Source organism: Arthrobacter dokdonellae (assembly GCF_003268655.1).
Taxonomy (GTDB): domain Bacteria; phylum Actinomycetota; class Actinomycetes; order Actinomycetales; family Micrococcaceae; genus Specibacter; species Specibacter dokdonellae.
On record NZ_CP029642.1, the window covers coordinates 150,706 to 166,068 of the forward strand.

The following is a 15,363-nucleotide window of genomic DNA, read 5'->3' on the forward strand; positions in this document are numbered from 1 at the left end:
ACCCGCCTGCTGGATGGCCACAGAATTGACCTGCCAAAAATGGATGACCGCACAATAGTGGCCGCCGGCTCTGGCCGCCAACACACTTTCGGCGCGTCCCCCTGAGCGGGGGACGCGCCGAAATGGCCAGCCGGGTGCTGAAGGCTTGAACCCCTAGATCAGGCCCTGCGCCAGCATGGCGTCGGCCACCTTGACGAAGCCGGCGATGTTGGCGCCGACCACATAGTTTCCCGGGGAGCCGTAGGTGTCGGCCGTCTCGGCGCAGCGGTCATGGATGCCGACCATGATCTGCGTGAGGCGCTGCTCGGTGTGCTCAAAGGACCACGCGTCGCGGCTGGCGTTCTGCTGCATTTCCAGGGCCGAAGTCGCGACGCCGCCGGCGTTGGCTGCCTTGCCCGGGCCGAACAGGATGCCGGCCTCCTGGAACACGGCAACGGCGCCGGACGTGGAGGGCATGTTGGCGCCCTCCGCGACGGCGATGAGGCCGTTCTTCACCAGGCGGGCCGCCGCCTCGGTGTTCAGTTCGTTCTGTGTGGCACACGGCAGGGCGACGGCGGTGTCGACGTCCCAGACGGAGCCGCCCTCGACGTAGCTGACGGAGGCGCCGCGGCGCACCGCGTACTCCTTGAGGCGGCCGCGCTCCTTTTCCTTGATCTGGCGCAGCAGGGGAACGTCGATGCCGTTCTCGTCCACGACGTAGCCGGAGGAATCCGAGCAGGCCACGACCTTGGCGCCAAACTGCTGGGCCTTGGCGATGGCGAAGGTGGCCACGTTCCCGGAGCCGGAAACCACCACGCGCTGGCCGTCAAAGGATGTGCCGCGGGTCTTGAGCATTTCCTGGGCGAACAGCACGGTGCCGAAGCCGGTTGCCTCGGGCCGGACCAGGGAGCCGCCCCAGCCGATCCCCTTGCCGGTCAGGACGCCGGACTCGTAGCGGTTGGTGATGCGCTTGTACTGGCCGAACAGGTAGCCGATCTCGCGGCCGCCCACACCGATGTCGCCGGCGGGGACATCGGTGTACTCGCCAATGTGGCGGTAGAGCTCCGTCATGAAGGACTGGCAGAAGCGCATGACCTCGCCGTCGGACTTGCCGCGGGGGTCAAAGTCGGAGCCGCCCTTGCCGCCGCCAATCGGCATGCCGGTCAGGGCGTTCTTGAAGATCTGCTCGAAGCCGAGGAACTTCACGATGCCCAGGTACACCGAAGGGTGGAAGCGCAGTCCGCCCTTGTACGGGCCGAGGGCCGAATTGAATTCGACGCGGAAGCCGCGGTTGATCTGGACCCGTCCGGCGTCGTCCACCCACGGAACACGGAAGATGATCTGGCGCTCAGGCTCGCACAGGCGCTGCAGCACGGCCGCATCGACGAATTCTGGATGTTTATCCAGTACCGGGCCGAGACTTTCGAACACCTCGACGACGGCCTGGTGAAATTCCTTTTCCCCGGGATTGCGGGCCAGTACCTGCTCCCGAATGGCTTCTAGCCGGTTATCCATGAGTCTCCTAAAAAATGGCGGTCGCCCTTTGGGGCGCATAAATATGCTTGATCGCAATTTTCCAGTCATCGGCGGGCCAACGCCAATTATTCCCGGGATTCGAGACCACATGCACGATCATGCTGATACAGCGGCTTCAGCGGCCTTGTCGGCTCCCCAGGCCTCAATCCTTGCGGCGGCGGAAAGCCGGCAGGTTCGCGAGCAGGTCCGCGGCCTTGTTGGCCGCCCGGCCCATGCTGCGGGTGATCTGCTGCTGCACGGACGGATCGCCCTCCGTGGCAAGGACGACGGCGGCCGTCACCTCGGGGCGTGGCCCCGCGGGCACCGCGGGCGCTGCTGCGGCCGGCGCTACGGCGGAGGGTGCGGCGGCCGGCGTCGCGGCTGCCCTGACCGGTGTTGCGGCCGGCGCTACGGCGGAGGGTGCTGCGGCCGTCGTCTTGGCGTCCAGCGCAACGGCTGGCGCCGGCGTGGCAGCCGCACGCTCCCGCGTCTCGGACGCCGCCGCGGGCCTCGGGAGCGGGGCCGCGCCGGCGCCCAGGCCGTGCAGCCACTCCGAGACCATGGAGAGGGGTTCGGTGTTGATGCTGTAGTAGCGCTTCTGGCCTTGGGCGCGCATGGTCACCACGCCTGCCTCGCGCAGCACCCGCAGGTGCTTGGACACCGTCGGCTGGGAAACGCCCAGTTCCTCCACGAGTTGGCCCACTGCCTTGTGCTCGGTGGCCAGCGCCTCCAGGATGTCCCTGCGCGTGCCCTCGGCGATGACTGCGAATACTGCTTCTACGACCATTCCACTACCCTAACGACATATGCCCGCCACGGCATCTTCAGCCGAGGCGCGTCCGCGAACGGGATCAGTCGAACCACGGGTCCAGCCCGTACAGGGGAAACACAGCCTTCCGCGTCGCCATGACGGCCCTGTCCACGGCGTCGGAGGGGTTGTAGCCCACTTCCCACGACCTCCACCAGGTGTCGGCGTCCTCGCCCATCAGCAGCGGCGCCACCTGGCCGTGGCGCTCCCGCACGTACTCACGCCAGGGTTCGGGCACGGGGGTCCGCAACGGGACCGGCCGCCCGGCAGCGATGGCCATCAGGTGGGACCACACGCGCGGCACCACGCTGACAATGTTGTAGCCCCCGCCGCCCGTGGCCAGCCAGCGGCTCCCGCACACCTTGTCCGCGAGGGCCGCAATGGACAGGGCGGCCTCGCGCTGGGCGTCCACGCTGGTGTTCAAGTGGGACAACTCATCATCCCGGTGCGAGTCGCAGCCGTGCTGGCTGACGATGACCTCCGGGCCGAAGGCCGCCACCAGCTGGGGCACCACCGCGTGGAAGGCGCGCAGCCAGCCGCCGTCGGAGGTGCCGGCCGGCAGGGCGACGTTCACGGCCGAGCCCTGCGCCTGCGCGCCGCCAATCTCATTGGAGAATCCCGTGCCGGGGAAAAGGGTCAGCCCGGATTCGTGCAGGGAAATGGTCAGGACCCGCGGGTCGTCCCAGAAAATGTTCTGGGTCCCGTCGCCATGGTGGGCGTCGATGTCAATGTAGGCAACCTTCGAAACGCCTGAGGCGAGCAGCCGCGCGACGGCCAGGGCTGCGTCGTTGTAGATGCAAAAGCCGCTGGCCCTCTCCCGGCTCGCATGGTGCATCCCGCCGCCAAAGTTCACCGCGCGCACGGCCGACCCGGAGATCAGGGTCTCGGCCGCCGTGAGTGACGCTCCCGCCAGGCGCGCGCTGGCTTCATGCATGCCGGCAAACGCCGGGTCGTCCTCGGTGCCCAGCCCGCGGTCCGGGTCGGAGAGCGCAGGATCCCCACCCACCCGCCTGACGGCGGCGATGTAGGCGCGGCTGTGGACGGCGGCAAGCTCGTCGTCGGACGCCACGCGGGAGGCTTTCACGACGACGTTGGGAAGGTCAAGGATTCCCAGCTCACGGGCCAGCCGGGACGTCAGCGCCAGCCGCTTTGGCGACATGGGGTGGTTGGGGCCAAAATTGTACGCAGACATGGCCGCATCGCAGACTATGCTTGTCGGGACGGCCGCGGGCCCGGTGCTGGCAATGGATGACATCCATCACAGGCTACCGAACTCACCATGGCTTTGCCGTATCGGTGGCCGCGGCAGAAATGAACAGGATTATCACGGGCAGGAGGCGCGGCACACACCTTGGCCACTAAACCGATCCAAGCCGCCCCAGCCCGCAACTGGCCATTGGCAGTCGTGGTCACCGTGCGCGACTTTGTGGACAGGGTGGCCAACAGTTCACCGGCGAGGCTCGCGCTCATCGTCTTTGCGCTGGTCATCATGGTCTTCACGCTCGTGCTGTCCCTGCCCGCGGCCTCCCGCGACGGCCACGCCACGGCGTTTCACGACGCCCTGTTTACCGCCGTCTCCGCCGTGTGCGTGACCGGCCTGACCACCGTCTCCACCGCGCTGCATTGGTCCTTCTTCGGCCAGCTGGTCATCCTGATCGGCATCTTTGTGGGCGGCTTGGGCATCCTGACCCTGGCGTCCCTGATGTCGCTCATGGTCAGCAAGCGGCTGGGCGTGCGCGGCAAGCTGATCGCCCAGGAAGCCATGAACGCCGGACGGTTGGGCGAGGTCGGCACGCTGCTGCGGATCGTCATCAGCACCTCCGTGGCCATCGAGGCCGCGCTGGCGCTCGTCCTGGCTCCCCGGTTCCTGGTCCTGGGCGAGACGCTGCCGCAGGCCATCTGGCATGCCGCGTTTTACTCCATTTCGGCCTTTAACAACGCCGGCTTCACGCCCCATTCCGACGGCGTGGTCCCCTACGAGTCGGACCTGTGGATCCTGGTCCCGCTCATGGTTGGCGGGTTCATCGGAAGCCTGGGCTTCCCCGTCCTGATGGTGCTGCTGGCCAGCGGCTTCCGCTTCAGGAAGTGGACGCTCCACGCGAAGTTGACCATCCAGGTTTCGCTGATCCTGCTGGCCGCCGGCGCCGTGCTGTGGGGAGCCATGGAGTGGACCAACCCGGCCACCATCGGCCACATGAGCCTGGGCGACAAGATCACCCACTCAATCTTTGCCTCGGTGATGACCCGTTCCTTGGGTTTCAACCTGGTGGACATGAACTCCATGCACTCCTCCACCATGCTCCTCACCGACGCCCTCATGTTTGTGGGCGGCGGCTCCGCGTCCACGGCAGGCGGCATCAAGGTCACCACCCTGGCCGTCATGTTCCTGGCCATCGTCGCCGAGGCCCGCGGCGACAACGACGTAAAAATATACGGCCGCACCATCCCCCAGGGCACCATGCGCGTGGCCATTTCCGTGATCATGATGGGCGCCACATTGGTCATGATCGCCTGCGGGCTGCTGCTGGCCATCTCCGGCCAGAGCCTGGACCGGGTCCTGTTCGAGACCATCTCCGCCTTCGCCACCGTGGGACTGAGCACGGGGCTCAGCGCCGAGCTGCCGCCGGCGGGCGTCTACGTTCTTTGCGCCATGATGTTCTTTGGGCGCGTCGGCTCCATCACGCTGGCGGCCGCCCTGGCCCTGCGCCAGCGCCGCCAGCTGTACCACTACCCGGAAGAGAGGCCGATCATTGGCTGACAAGGCAAATTCCAGCAACCGCCCTCCGCACAACGCACCGGTCCTGGTCGTTGGGCTGGGGCGCTTTGGCGCGGCCACGGCCCACCAGCTGGTCAAGCAGGGCCGGGAAGTCCTCGCCATCGAGCGGGATCCCGCCCTCGTGCAAAAGTGGGCCGGCGTCCTCACGCACGTTGTCGAGGCAGATGCCACCAACATCGACGCGCTCCGCCAGCTCGGCGCGCAGGACTTCAGCTCCGCCGTCGTCGGGGTGGGCACGTCCATCGAATCGAGCGTGCTGATCACCGTGAACCTGGTGGACCTGGGCATCGCGCACCTGTGGGTCAAGGCGATCACGCAGTCGCACGGGAAGATCCTGACCCGCATCGGCGCCAACCACGTCATCTACCCGGAGGCGGACGCCGGTGTCCGCGCCGCGCACCTGGTCGGCGGGCGGATGCTGGACTTCATCGAGTTTGACGACGATTTCGCCATCGTCAAGATGTACCCGCCAAAGGAGACCCAGGGCTTCACGCTGGAGGAATCCAAGGTGCGCTCCAAGTACGGCGTGACCATTGTTGGTGTGAAGTCCCCGGGCGAGGACTTCACCTACGCCCAGCCGCACACCCGCGTTTCCGGGCGCGACATGCTGATTGTCTCCGGCTACGTCGACCTGCTGGAACGCTTCGCCGCACGGCCCTGAGACTCACACATTCGGCGGCCGCAGCGTCTACCGGGCATGGAGGAAAAACCATGAACACCCACACCGTTTTTGACTCGCCCATCGGTCCTCTGACCGCCGTGGCGAACGACGCCGGACTGGGGGCCGTGTACATGGCCGAACACCTGCGCCGGCCGGGTTGGAAGACGTTCGGGGAGCGGGTCCCGGCATCGGATTCGCCCATCCTCGCCGCGGCGGTGGAGCAGCTGGGCGAGTATTTTGCCGGTGTCCGCACGGAATTTGCGGTGCCGCTGGCGCCCGCGGGCAACCCGTTTCAGCACCGTGTCTGGGATGCCCTGCGCCGGATTCCGTACGGGGAGGTGCGTACGTATGGGGACGTCGCCGCGATGCTCGACGACCGCTCCCTGGCGCAGGCAGTGGGATCCGCCAACGGCCGCAACCCCATCAGCATCATCGTCCCGTGCCACCGCGTGGTGGGCGCCGACGGGTCGCTCGTGGGGTACGCCGGAGGCCTCGAACGCAAGCAGTTCCTGCTGGAACTGGAAAACCCGGCACGGACCCACACCGAAGCCCTGTTTTGAGCCGCGTTGGACCAGTGCGGCCTCCGTTTGACGTCCTGGTCGAAGCCCACGGTCCCGCGGTCCTGCGGGTGTGCCGGGACTTGGTGGGCGTCCAGGACGCCGACGACGTCTGGCAGGAAACCTTTTTGGCCGCCCTGCGGGCCTGTCCCTCCACCGTGGTGCTCAACGCCGAGGCGTGGCTGGTGACGATCGCGCGGAACAAGGCCATGGACCACCACCGCAAGGCCGGCCGGCTGCCTCTCCCGGCCGGTGCCGCGGGCCCCGGTGGAACGCCGCAGGGTGGCAGCCCGCACGGCGGGCCACTGGGTGGCGCGCTGGAAGGAGCGCTGGCCGGCCCCTTTGGCGCCCGCCGCACGGGCGGGCCGGACGCGGGAGGACGGGACGCCGTCGTCCTCGCCGTCGAGGCGGGTGAGGCCGCGGCAGTGGTGTGGGCGGCAATCGGCGCGCTGCCGCAAAAGCAGCGCGAGGCGGTGGTGTACCACCACCTGGCAGGGCTCCGGCATGCCGAGGTGGCGGCCCTGCTGGGGAATTCGGAGGCGGCGGCGCGGCGGGCGGCGTCCGACGGGATGAGGGCGCTGCGGGTACTGCTGGCCGCTTCAGGCATTTCGGAAGGGAGAGGGCAATGAGCACGGATCGTGGATTGCCGGCGGAACTGGCCGCCGTGACGGCCGGCGAGCCGGGGGCGGTTGCGCGGCTGCGTGCCGCACTCCTGGCGGCGGCCGGCGCGGAGGGCCTGATCGACGTCGCGTACCGGGTGGTGGACTCCCCCTTGGGGGCGCTGCTGCTGGCGGGCACGGACGCGGGGCTCATGCGGGTCGCCTTTGCGCGGGAAGGACACGATTCCGTCCTGGAATCCCTGGCGTCCACTGTCAGCCCGCGCATTTTCAGGATCCCCGCACGGCTGGACCCGGCGGCCCGGGAACTCGAGGAATACTTTGCCGGGCGTCGCCGGCTGTTTGACCTCCCGCTGGACCTGCGCCTGGCCGGAGGGTTCCGGCGCGAAGTGCTGGTGCATCTGCCGGAGATTGGGTACGGGGATACGGCCAGTTACGCCGCCGTGGCCGCCCTGACCTCCAGTCCGCGCGCCGTAAGGGCCGTGGGAACCGCCTGCGCCCGCAACCCGCTGCCGCTGGTGCTGCCCTGCCATCGCGTGGTCCGCTCTGACGGCAGCCTGGGCGGCTACCTGGGTGGACCGGAAGCCAAGGCGCTGCTGCTGGACCTGGAAGCCCTCCCGCCCCGCTGAGGTTCGAGATCACCACCTCCCGCCCCGCTGAGGTTCGAGATCACCACCTCCCGCCCCGCTGAGGTTCGAGATCACCACCTCCCTTGAGAGGCATGCATCTTGGATTCAAGGCGGGAGGCGCCTACTTTCCGGCGAGTTCTTCCGTCATCTGGGCGGCACGCGCTGCAGCGGCCTTGGCCCCGGCGCTCACAATTCCGGTCAGACCCTGATCGTCAAAGGTGGCTATTGCCTGCTCCGTGGTGCCGTGGGGGCTCGTCACGCCGCGACGCAGGGCCGTGGCGTCGGCACCGGGCTCGGCGAGCATGAGGCCGGCGCCGGCCACGGTCTCCCGGGCGAGGATCTGGGCGATCTCCGCGGAAAGCCCAAACTCCTGCGCGGCCGCCGCCATGGCCTCAGCCAGATAAAAGGCGTAGGCCGGGCCCGACCCGCTAATTGCGGACACGGCGTCTTGCTGGTCCTCGGGGACGTCCAGCACCACTCCCGAACCGTCGAAGATTTCATGGGCCGCTGCCAGGTGGTGTTCGTCGGCCGCTTTCCCGGCGGACAACGCCACGACGCCGCGTCCCACCTTGAGCGGCGTGTTCGGCATGGATCGAACCACCGGTTGCCCGGGCCGCAGTGCGCCTTCGAGCTGCTCCAGTGAGACAGCAGCCGCGACGCTGATGACCACCGCACCCGGAGCCAGCGCGTCGGCGACCTCGCGGCACAACTCCGCGATGCCCACGGGCTTGACGGCGAGGATGACGATGTCGGCTCCGGCGACGGCTTCGACATTGGCGTTGCCTTCCTCGTTCGATGCCAGGGCCGTGACGCCGTGGGCCTGAGCCAGTTCCTCCGCCCGTTCCGGCCTGCGGACGGTTACTGTCACTGATTGCGGCGGCGTTCCGGCGGCCAGCAAGCCAGTCAAAATTGCCTCGCCCATGGAGCCGCAGCCTAGAAATACAATCTTTTTGCTCATGCCCCCATCATTCTTGTCCCAGCCCCGGCATGCAACAAGGCACGACGGAAGGTCACATTGGACCGCGCATGCTCCGGCGGATCCGGCACCTTCCCTGCCGAGCGTTCCGGGTCTGAAAGGGAGCCTGGCGGGCGCCGCGGCTGGCTTTGCGGCCGGACCCTGGAACTGCCGGACCCTGGAACTGCCAGCCTTTTCCCAGCCCCACGGGGGTCTCCGTTCAGACAACGCCTTTAGTGTCATAACTGCCTCATAAAGGTGCGAGTGATGATGGACCAGCAGGTGTTTTATTTCTGTCGGTCCGGAGCGCCGGAAGCAGCTAGGTATCCCCCAAGATCTAGCATGCTTCCGGCGTTTCTCGCTTTGAGGAAGTAGTTCGGCCATGGCCGGCGCGGGCCAAAGGCTTAACGGCAAATGCACAGCCTGCGCCCCGACTATTCCCAATCACGAACTCTATTGTTTTAAGTACCTCATAAGGGTGCGAGTGATGATCGGACTGGTCCTGTCCTGAAGACCAGTCAAATCGCCGGAGAACTCGCCAGTGTTTCCCCCCATCCACTGGCAACCTGCTCTCCGGCGATTTCGCATTTAACGCCCCTGCCCCCTACCTCAGGCTGCAACCTGACTGACCCGCCACGTCAGGGAAAGGCTTGAGGGCGTTAAGTCGCAGGACTTCGATGACAGTCCTGCCTCAATACATCATTGACATTTCCAAGGGCCTTGGTGGTGACGCTTCCCAGGGGGTTGCAGGCGTTTTGACCATGCCGGCGGGCGGGCCAAGAATGGCGGGGAATGGTAATGAGCCTGTCAATGCCCATATCGGCCCTGCGATGGCCAAGCGGCCCGATGATGTGCCAAGTGGTGCTGTCAGCACCTTTTGCCGTGAGCACTCCATCACCCGCAGGACGTTTTGTGTAGTCCGGGCCAAGCCGCCTGATGAGGGCCGGGCCACGGCCGTGAAGCCATGCTCACGCCGCCCGAAAAACTCGCCCATGAAGCTCGCTGAAGACGTCAACGACGTGGCGCTGAAGGTGCGGGCCGCGCTGGAGTCTGCCGGGTTGGTCCATGGGCCGATCCGCCTGCATGACAAGATCGTGGCCTTGGGGATGGAGGCGCCGTCCGTGGTGTCGCTGGTGCGGAACTTTCGGGAAAGGAATGTGGCCAGGGCCGAGCTTCGGAAGAAGCCCCGGACGGCGTACCGCAGGTTCGTCTATCCTGCCCTCGAATGCCTGCTGGCAACTGGAGCCTACGGAGTACGTTCTAACCGGCGGGCGCAAGTGCGTGGTCTTCCAGCTCCGGGATGACCATTCACGCCTCGCCGTGTCCACGCACGTCGCCCCCGGCGTAACCCGCGAGGCGGCACCGGTGCCACGGTCGCATGGACGAAGTTATTTAACGTTTCTCCTGAGGCATCCGGGATGACGTGCAGGCGAATGCGTCCGGAGCCTTGGCCGCGAACCTCAACAGTGACAACAGCCTGGGCTGCCTTGGCGGTCCGGCTGCGGCCGCCGATCCGGCCCTTTTCCACTCCGCGGACCTCGCACTCATCAACCTCGACCTCCCCGGTCAACATGGTGCGCCCGAGATTGACCATGGCCCGGAGCAGCTTGTGCAGCACCGTCCCGGCCGTGAGTGAGGTTTAGTGATGGCAGGCAGCACATTCCCAAAGAATCCGCGTTGAAAGGGGCCAGGCCTGGCGTCCCTGACATCGTGGGCAAACAAAGCCCTCCGGCCATCGGCAGGCCGACAAATACGCCACGCAGGACGGCTCGTCACCGAACCGTGCCTGGAACCCCGGAATCGACCGCGGAAGGTCCGGACGTGCCATCACCCCAAACTACTCACCGATCTGGCTGGCTGGGGCGGCCCGTCACGGCAATTCGCTGGCATAGCCGACAACGCTGCGAATCCCGGCAAATTCGTCGGGCCCTGCCAAGTGGAAGGTGATGCGAACATACCGAGTGGCGACGGGTTCGGTGAGAATCATGCCGGCTGGCCCCCTGCTCCCGCCTGCCAAAGTCCAAACCTGGCCATCCAGTGATGTTTCCAGTCGGTAGTCCGTAACGGATCCGGACACCAAGTCAACGTCCACGCCGTCAAGTGTGAACCCAGCACCAAGATCGGCACTCCACCATTGGTCGGCACCGGTGCCAGGCGCTGATTGCCAGCTGGTGTCCGGGAGCATGTCGTTGGCCATCGCCGGGCCATGCCCGGCACGCGCCGAGCTGGCCTTGCTGGTCTTGCGGACCACAACATTGGGGGCAGGCACGCCGAGGGTCTTCACGTTGTAGGCTCCCACCGGCGATTCGCTGGTGGAACCTCCCACGACGGACAGCCGCACGTAGCGTGCCGTGGCTTCGAAGGCATCCTGGCTCTCAGTCCCGGGCGTGGCATTCGCGCCTTGGTCCACGGCGGTGACATAGCTGGACCCGTCTTTGGAAACCTCAACCAAATACTGGTAGGCACGGCTGCCATCAACCCATGTCACCAGTACCGAGCTGAGCCGATAACGTGCGCCAAGGTCAACCGCCCACCATGCCGGTCCGCCGCTGCCAGCCTGCCAGTATTCGGCTGGGTTGCCGTTATTGGCAACTTCCGCACCATGCTCCGGGGCGAAGCTGGAGGCCCGGACGGCGGTCTTCTCCTGCGCAACGTCCACGGGCGGTGGCGGCGAACACTGCGTCCCACGCAAGGCAAAATCCGTCACCTCCGGAACAGCAGCGCGGAAGGTGTCGGGGAAAGCCACCCGGACGAACCGCCCCGACGCCAACCAGCTGTCCGAGGCCGTAGCCGTGGCCCGCCGCACATCAGCCCCGAAAGCGGACACGGACTTCTCCGCCACCGCATCCCACACGATCCCGTCTTCGGAGACCTGGATGGTGTATGGCCAGCCGGGTTGCCAGTTCCACGTCAGCACCGAGCCCTGCAGGTCATGGCGCTTCATCAGGTCCACTTGGAGCCACGAACCCCCGCCGACGGCTTTCTCCGCGGGCGCATCGCCAGCCTCCGCAGCCTCGGAGCCTGCCACCCACGATGTGGCTGCATCCTGGTCCACCGCGTTGGCCGGGGGGCGGCAAGGCAACGAGCTCGATGCAGAGGCAACAGCGCCGATGGCAATGTTCGACGCAGTTAGGTTCTGGTCGTCGTAGCGTGGCGCGGGCAGTCCCGGCACTTCTGTGGCGGTGATGCTGGTGGTCCCCGAAAGCAGCCCGTCTGCGGATGCAGTCAAGGTGATCTGCCCCGCGGCGCGCCCGGCCCTGACCCAAACGGCCAGTTGGCCACCTTTCATGGTCACCGTCGCGGGACCGACAATCCTGCCGGGGCCGGTGACAGACAGGGATACCTGGCTGGCATTGGCGTGGACCATGGTCCCGTCGGCGTCCTGAACCTCGATGAAGACCAGCCGGGCATCCGACCCGTCGGCGGCTATGGCCTCCCCGGACTCTCTATTGAGCGCAATCCTTACCGCGGCTCCGGCCGTTCTGATCCGATGGGTTGCAACGACTTCGCCGCCGATCAGGGCCTCCGCCCGCAGTTCCCCCGGACTGTAAGGCGTCGCGTTGAACGTAAACGGCGGGTGCGGCAGATTGGCCGTGTTGGCACCGGAATCCGGGAACTGCTCACCGATGAGGCCCCCGTTCTTAAATAGACGTACTTGCTCGGCGTTGCTGTAGACGCGCACGTCCACAGGCGAATCGGCAGACCAGGTGTTGGCGATGAAAACCATGGCCCCGGAGTCGACGCCGGGAATTGCGATGTCGGCGTCGCGTTGGGACTGGAAGAGGTAGCTGCTGTATTTGCGGATCCGACAGTAGTCCACCACGCCCATCAGGGATGCGCCTGGGTTGTAGCCGCTCATGTCGGCGAAGGCCCACAGCCCATCGGCGCTAAACCAGGCTGCTCCGAGATTTGCGTTCAAGCCTTCCTGGTGATTGTCTGCTTGGCTTAGGTTGTTGTGGGCCATGGAGACCCAATCGTAGGATTCGCGGGCCACCCTGCTGGTGGAGCGGTTTCCACCGTAGTCCCAGTCGCCCCATTCACTGATCAGGATTGGCTTGGCCTGGTTGGTGTCACGGATCCCGTGCTGGGAAGCGCCGAGAAAAATGTCAAAATAGTCCAGCCAACCCGCGGTGAACATCTGATCTCCGGGGTATTCTTCGTGTGCGATCCGGTGCACCTCATTGGCCCATTCGGCCGAGTAGCTGCTCTCATTGAGACTGGTCTCCCAGGCCACCACCGAAGGGTGGTTGCGGTCGCGGCGTATGATGTCCCGGAGTTCCTGGTAGGTGTTGCCCTTGAACGAATCCGTGTTGTTGAAGGTCTGCCAGCCGGTCATGGAATTGAGCACCAGCACACCCAGCTCGTCACAGGCCGCATAGAACGCCGGAGCATTGGGATAGTGCGAGGTCCTGATGAAATCAAACCCGCAGTCCTTGACCCTTTTGACGTCCAGGAAGATGGCACTGGAGGGCACGGCATTGCCCAGGCCATATATCTCCTGGTGCTTGTTGGTACCAATGGCTTTGAATCTGGACCCGTTGATGAACAGTCCCTCGTGCCGCCAGTCAATGTGCCGGATCCCGAACCGTTCCGTACGTGCATCAACCAGCACACCGTCGGCAAGGACGCGCACCCGCGCCTGGTAAAGGTGTGGGGTGTTGGGATGCCACAAGTTGGCATTGTGCACAGTTAGCCGCAGTTGCACAACAGCGCTTGTGCCGGCTGCCAGCGAAACGGCCGCATCCGCTGCTGCCGTGGCAACCACTGCGCCCGAAGCGTCCAAAACGTCGGAGTGCACAGTGATTGCGCGGACAGCCGACGAATCGTTCAGCACGTCGGTGCGAACTTGGACCACGGACTTCGCCGGTGCCACGGTCGGGGTGGTAATGAACAGCCCCCCTGAGGCCACGTCATTTTTGTGGACTGCGTCGGTAATGTGCACCGGATCGGTGAGCGTCATGGTCACATCACGGTAGATTCCGCCAAAATACCGGAAGTCAACGCCCGTCCGCCCGGGCCCCCAGGCCGGATTTGGCCGTGTGTCGATCCGGACCGCCACCACGTTCTCCCCGCGGGCAACCAACTGGCCGGTGACATCAACAGTGAAGGGGGTGTAGCCGCCAACATGCACGGCCAGCTTTGTGCCGTTGAGCCAGACCTCGGCCTTTTGCATGGCGGCACCGAATTCCAGGAAAACCTTCTTGCCGCCCATGCAAGGTTCCGTGGCGAAGCTCTTGCGATACCAGGCCACGCCCAAATATTCCGCAACGTTTTCGGAAGTATTGAAGTTGATGCCGTGCGGCAGGTTGACCCAGTCCCAGGCCGCGTCGTCAAAGCTGGCGAGGTGACCGTCCGAGATGTCGCCCCGGACAAATTTCCAGTCGGTGTTGAAATTGCGGATACTTCGGCCTGGATCGTCCACCGTTGCCTGCCTTCTGCCGTCGTCGTATATCGGCTGGTGAGAACCGTAGCATGTCAAAGCACCCCTCCCACGGCACGGGATCGCACTGGCTTTTCAAATTCATCAAGTTCTTGAACAAAAAGCCATATTTATTATGTTGGAGTGTGGACGGAAAAAATTGGCGTCTGTACGCTGCACTTATGGCCCGCAAGAAACCTCTGACTCCAAGCAGCGACACACTGCACATGCAGCGCATCTTGCGTGTGCTGGGGCAGTACGGGGCATTGAGCCGGAGTGAACTCGCCGAACATATTGGCCTGTCGAGGACAACCCTGTCGGAGGTCACGAATGCGCTGATCGAATGTGGGGCCGTCTTTGTCGTGAACACCGATGCAGATCAAAGGATAGGCCGCGGCCGTCCGGCGGAGCGTCTTGCGCTCGATCCCGAGGCTGGCCAGCTGATGGGGGTTGACTTTGGCCACGGCCGGGTCCACGTCTCGGTGGTGGACGCTTCGCACAATGTCATTGCCTCGGGCGGGATCCGCTACAGTGCCACCTCCACCTGGGTCCAGCGGATCGATTTCGCCCTTGCGCTCATCGACCGGTTGGGTGAAGAGACAGGCGCGCATTTCGGGGCGCTGCAGGGCATTGGCATAGGTTTTCCCGGCCCACTCTCCCAGCGCATGGCAGGCGGCAGCGGGGATTCCGCAGCCGGTTTGCACCGGACGGCCGGCGAACTTGTTTGCGCAGCCTTCGCCGACCGGTTTGATGCGCCTGTCATCATCGACAACAACTCGCGGTTCGCCGCCCTGGCTGAAGCAAGCTGGGACAGCAGCCTGGACACTGAGCACCTGCTATACCTTCGGCTCTCCGACGGAATCGGTGGCGGCCTGGTGGTCGGTGGCCGTCTGCTGTCTGGCTCGTCGGGCTTTGCAGGCGAGCTAGGCCATGTCTCCGTCGATGTGGGCGGCCTCCCTTGCCACTGTGGCAAACGGGGGTGTTTGGAGACCGTTGCGTCGGTGCCGGCGATACTGGCCCGGTGCCAGGCAGACGGTGCCGCAGTGACAACACTCGAAAAGTTGCGAACCGCCGTTGGCCAGGGTGATCCCATCGTGGACAATGTCCTCCGGAATGCGGGCAGAGCCGTCGGCCGCGTACTCGGACCGGCGGCTGTGGCCCTGAATCCGTCCGAAATCGTCGTTGGAGGGGAACTCGTTGATGCCGCACCCGTGGTGCTGGAACAGGCTGCCGGAATTATTAATTACGAGCTGTTGCCGATGCTCGAAACCGCGCCACGAATCCGCACCGCCCGACTCGGCGATGAGGCAGGTTCCCTGGGTGCCATCGTGGCCATGTTCCACCAGTCGCCGCTGCTCGCCAGCTATCCCAAGCCCTCAACACGCAATCCATCTGTGCCCGCAAGAAGAGAAGTTTCATAAACGCGGTGGGAGATTCCCTCCTCACC

At 65.5% G+C, this 15,363-nt stretch carries 15 protein-coding genes; 8 read left to right on the forward strand and 7 right to left on the reverse strand.

All coding sequences use genetic code 11. From position 1 onward, the window contains the following. Positions 1 to 153: 153 nt before the first annotated feature. The 3 genes from gdhA to DMB86_RS00750 form a co-directional block, all read right to left on the reverse strand. Entirely contained in the window at positions 154 to 1,494 is a 1,341-nt protein-coding gene (gene gdhA / locus DMB86_RS00740) for an NADP-specific glutamate dehydrogenase (RefSeq protein WP_113716124.1), read from the reverse strand. Between the two features lie 163 nt (positions 1,495 to 1,657). Next, entirely contained in the window at positions 1,658 to 2,281 is a 624-nt protein-coding gene (locus DMB86_RS00745) for an ArsR/SmtB family transcription factor (protein ID WP_113716125.1), read from the reverse strand. Positions 2,282 to 2,345: 64 nt separating this feature from the next. Continuing rightward, complete coding sequence (locus DMB86_RS00750) at positions 2,346 to 3,494, reverse strand: acetoin utilization protein AcuC (RefSeq protein ID WP_113719236.1); 1,149 nt, start codon at positions 3,492 to 3,494, stop codon at positions 2,346 to 2,348. 174 nt (positions 3,495 to 3,668) lie between these two features. Here DMB86_RS00750 and DMB86_RS00755 point away from each other — a divergent pair, with 174 nt between their 5' ends. From DMB86_RS00755 to DMB86_RS00775, 5 genes are read left to right on the forward strand one after another with little or no spacing between them, the layout of a single operon-like run. Next, positions 3,669 to 5,060 (forward strand): TrkH family potassium uptake protein, encoded by a 1,392-nt coding sequence (locus DMB86_RS00755; protein WP_227878792.1) that lies wholly within the window; start codon positions 3,669 to 3,671, stop codon positions 5,058 to 5,060. Then, the gene (locus tag DMB86_RS00760; RefSeq protein WP_113716126.1) at positions 5,053 to 5,739 is read left to right on the forward strand and encodes a potassium channel family protein; all 687 of its coding nucleotides are present in this window, start codon (positions 5,053 to 5,055) and stop codon (positions 5,737 to 5,739) included. The genes DMB86_RS00755 and DMB86_RS00760 overlap by 8 nt, the downstream gene beginning before the upstream one ends. Positions 5,740 to 5,789: 50 nt before the next feature. Next, the gene (locus DMB86_RS00765; RefSeq protein ID WP_113716127.1) at positions 5,790 to 6,299 is read left to right on the forward strand and encodes a methylated-DNA--[protein]-cysteine S-methyltransferase; all 510 of its coding nucleotides are present in this window, start codon (positions 5,790 to 5,792) and stop codon (positions 6,297 to 6,299) included. A 14-nt stretch (positions 6,300 to 6,313) separates the two neighbouring features. Beyond that, positions 6,314 to 6,925 (forward strand): RNA polymerase sigma factor, encoded by a 612-nt coding sequence (locus tag DMB86_RS00770; RefSeq protein ID WP_113716128.1) that lies wholly within the window; start codon positions 6,314 to 6,316, stop codon positions 6,923 to 6,925. Continuing rightward, a complete protein-coding gene (locus tag DMB86_RS00775; RefSeq protein ID WP_113716129.1) occupies positions 6,922 to 7,542 on the forward strand; it encodes a methylated-DNA--[protein]-cysteine S-methyltransferase in 621 nt (206 codons plus the stop codon). Before DMB86_RS00770 ends, DMB86_RS00775 begins: the two co-directional genes overlap by 4 nt. A 121-nt stretch (positions 7,543 to 7,663) precedes the next feature. On the opposite strand, the gene proC is transcribed toward DMB86_RS00775, so the two are convergent. Continuing rightward, positions 7,664 to 8,500 carry a pyrroline-5-carboxylate reductase gene (proC, locus tag DMB86_RS00780; protein WP_113716130.1) on the reverse strand — a complete coding sequence of 279 codons (837 nt, stop codon included), beginning with the start codon at positions 8,498 to 8,500 and terminating at the stop codon, positions 7,664 to 7,666. A 989-nt stretch (positions 8,501 to 9,489) separates the two neighbouring features. Here proC and DMB86_RS20460 point away from each other — a divergent pair. Continuing rightward, complete coding sequence (locus DMB86_RS20460; protein WP_171814309.1) at positions 9,490 to 9,801, forward strand: hypothetical protein; 312 nt, start codon at positions 9,490 to 9,492, stop codon at positions 9,799 to 9,801. Here DMB86_RS20460 and DMB86_RS21570 read toward each other — a convergent pair. Further along, positions 9,744 to 10,010: a hypothetical protein gene (locus DMB86_RS21570; protein WP_418202335.1), complete on the reverse strand. Its 267-nt coding sequence runs from the start codon at positions 10,008 to 10,010 to the stop codon at positions 9,744 to 9,746. The two genes, DMB86_RS20460 and DMB86_RS21570, sit on opposite strands and share 58 nt — an antisense overlap. Between DMB86_RS21570 and DMB86_RS21305 the strand changes: the two genes are divergently transcribed. Further along, complete coding sequence (locus tag DMB86_RS21305) at positions 9,921 to 10,133, forward strand: hypothetical protein (RefSeq protein ID WP_236783349.1); 213 nt, start codon at positions 9,921 to 9,923, stop codon at positions 10,131 to 10,133. The two genes, DMB86_RS21570 and DMB86_RS21305, sit on opposite strands and share 90 nt — an antisense overlap. A gap of 3 nt (positions 10,134 to 10,136) precedes the next feature. Here DMB86_RS21305 and DMB86_RS21575 read toward each other — a convergent pair whose 3' ends face one another. Next, positions 10,137 to 10,325, reverse strand: coding sequence for a transposase (locus DMB86_RS21575; RefSeq protein ID WP_113716132.1), 189 nt, complete (start codon positions 10,323 to 10,325; stop codon positions 10,137 to 10,139). A 42-nt stretch (positions 10,326 to 10,367) separates the two neighbouring features. After that, positions 10,368 to 13,919 (reverse strand): discoidin domain-containing protein, encoded by a 3,552-nt coding sequence (locus DMB86_RS00795; RefSeq protein WP_129545435.1) that lies wholly within the window; start codon positions 13,917 to 13,919, stop codon positions 10,368 to 10,370. Between the two features lie 50 nt (positions 13,920 to 13,969). Here DMB86_RS00795 and DMB86_RS00800 point away from each other — a divergent pair, with 50 nt between their 5' ends. Continuing rightward, positions 13,970 to 15,337 carry an ROK family transcriptional regulator gene (locus tag DMB86_RS00800; protein WP_227878524.1) on the forward strand — a complete coding sequence of 456 codons (1,368 nt, stop codon included), beginning with the start codon at positions 13,970 to 13,972 and terminating at the stop codon, positions 15,335 to 15,337. Positions 15,338 to 15,363 lie beyond the last annotated feature (26 nt).

Coding starts and splice junctions, on each gene's coding strand:
- proC (WP_113716130.1), bottom strand. CDS start 8,500: ATGAGCAAAAAGATTGTATTTCTAGGCTGCGGCTCCATGGGCGAGGCA.
- DMB86_RS00765 (WP_113716127.1), top strand. CDS start 5,790: ATGAACACCCACACCGTTTTTGACTCGCCCATCGGTCCTCTGACCGCC.
- DMB86_RS21575 (WP_113716132.1), bottom strand. CDS start 10,325: ATGGCACGTCCGGACCTTCCGCGGTCGATTCCGGGGTTCCAGGCACGG.
- DMB86_RS00800 (WP_227878524.1), top strand. CDS start 13,970: ATGTCAAAGCACCCCTCCCACGGCACGGGATCGCACTGGCTTTTCAAA.
- gdhA (WP_113716124.1), bottom strand. CDS start 1,494: ATGGATAACCGGCTAGAAGCCATTCGGGAGCAGGTACTGGCCCGCAAT.
- DMB86_RS00775 (WP_113716129.1), top strand. CDS start 6,922: ATGAGCACGGATCGTGGATTGCCGGCGGAACTGGCCGCCGTGACGGCC.
- DMB86_RS00750 (WP_113719236.1), bottom strand. CDS start 3,494: ATGTCTGCGTACAATTTTGGCCCCAACCACCCCATGTCGCCAAAGCGG.
- DMB86_RS20460 (WP_171814309.1), top strand. CDS start 9,490: ATGAAGCTCGCTGAAGACGTCAACGACGTGGCGCTGAAGGTGCGGGCC.
- DMB86_RS00745 (WP_113716125.1), bottom strand. CDS start 2,281: ATGGTCGTAGAAGCAGTATTCGCAGTCATCGCCGAGGGCACGCGCAGG.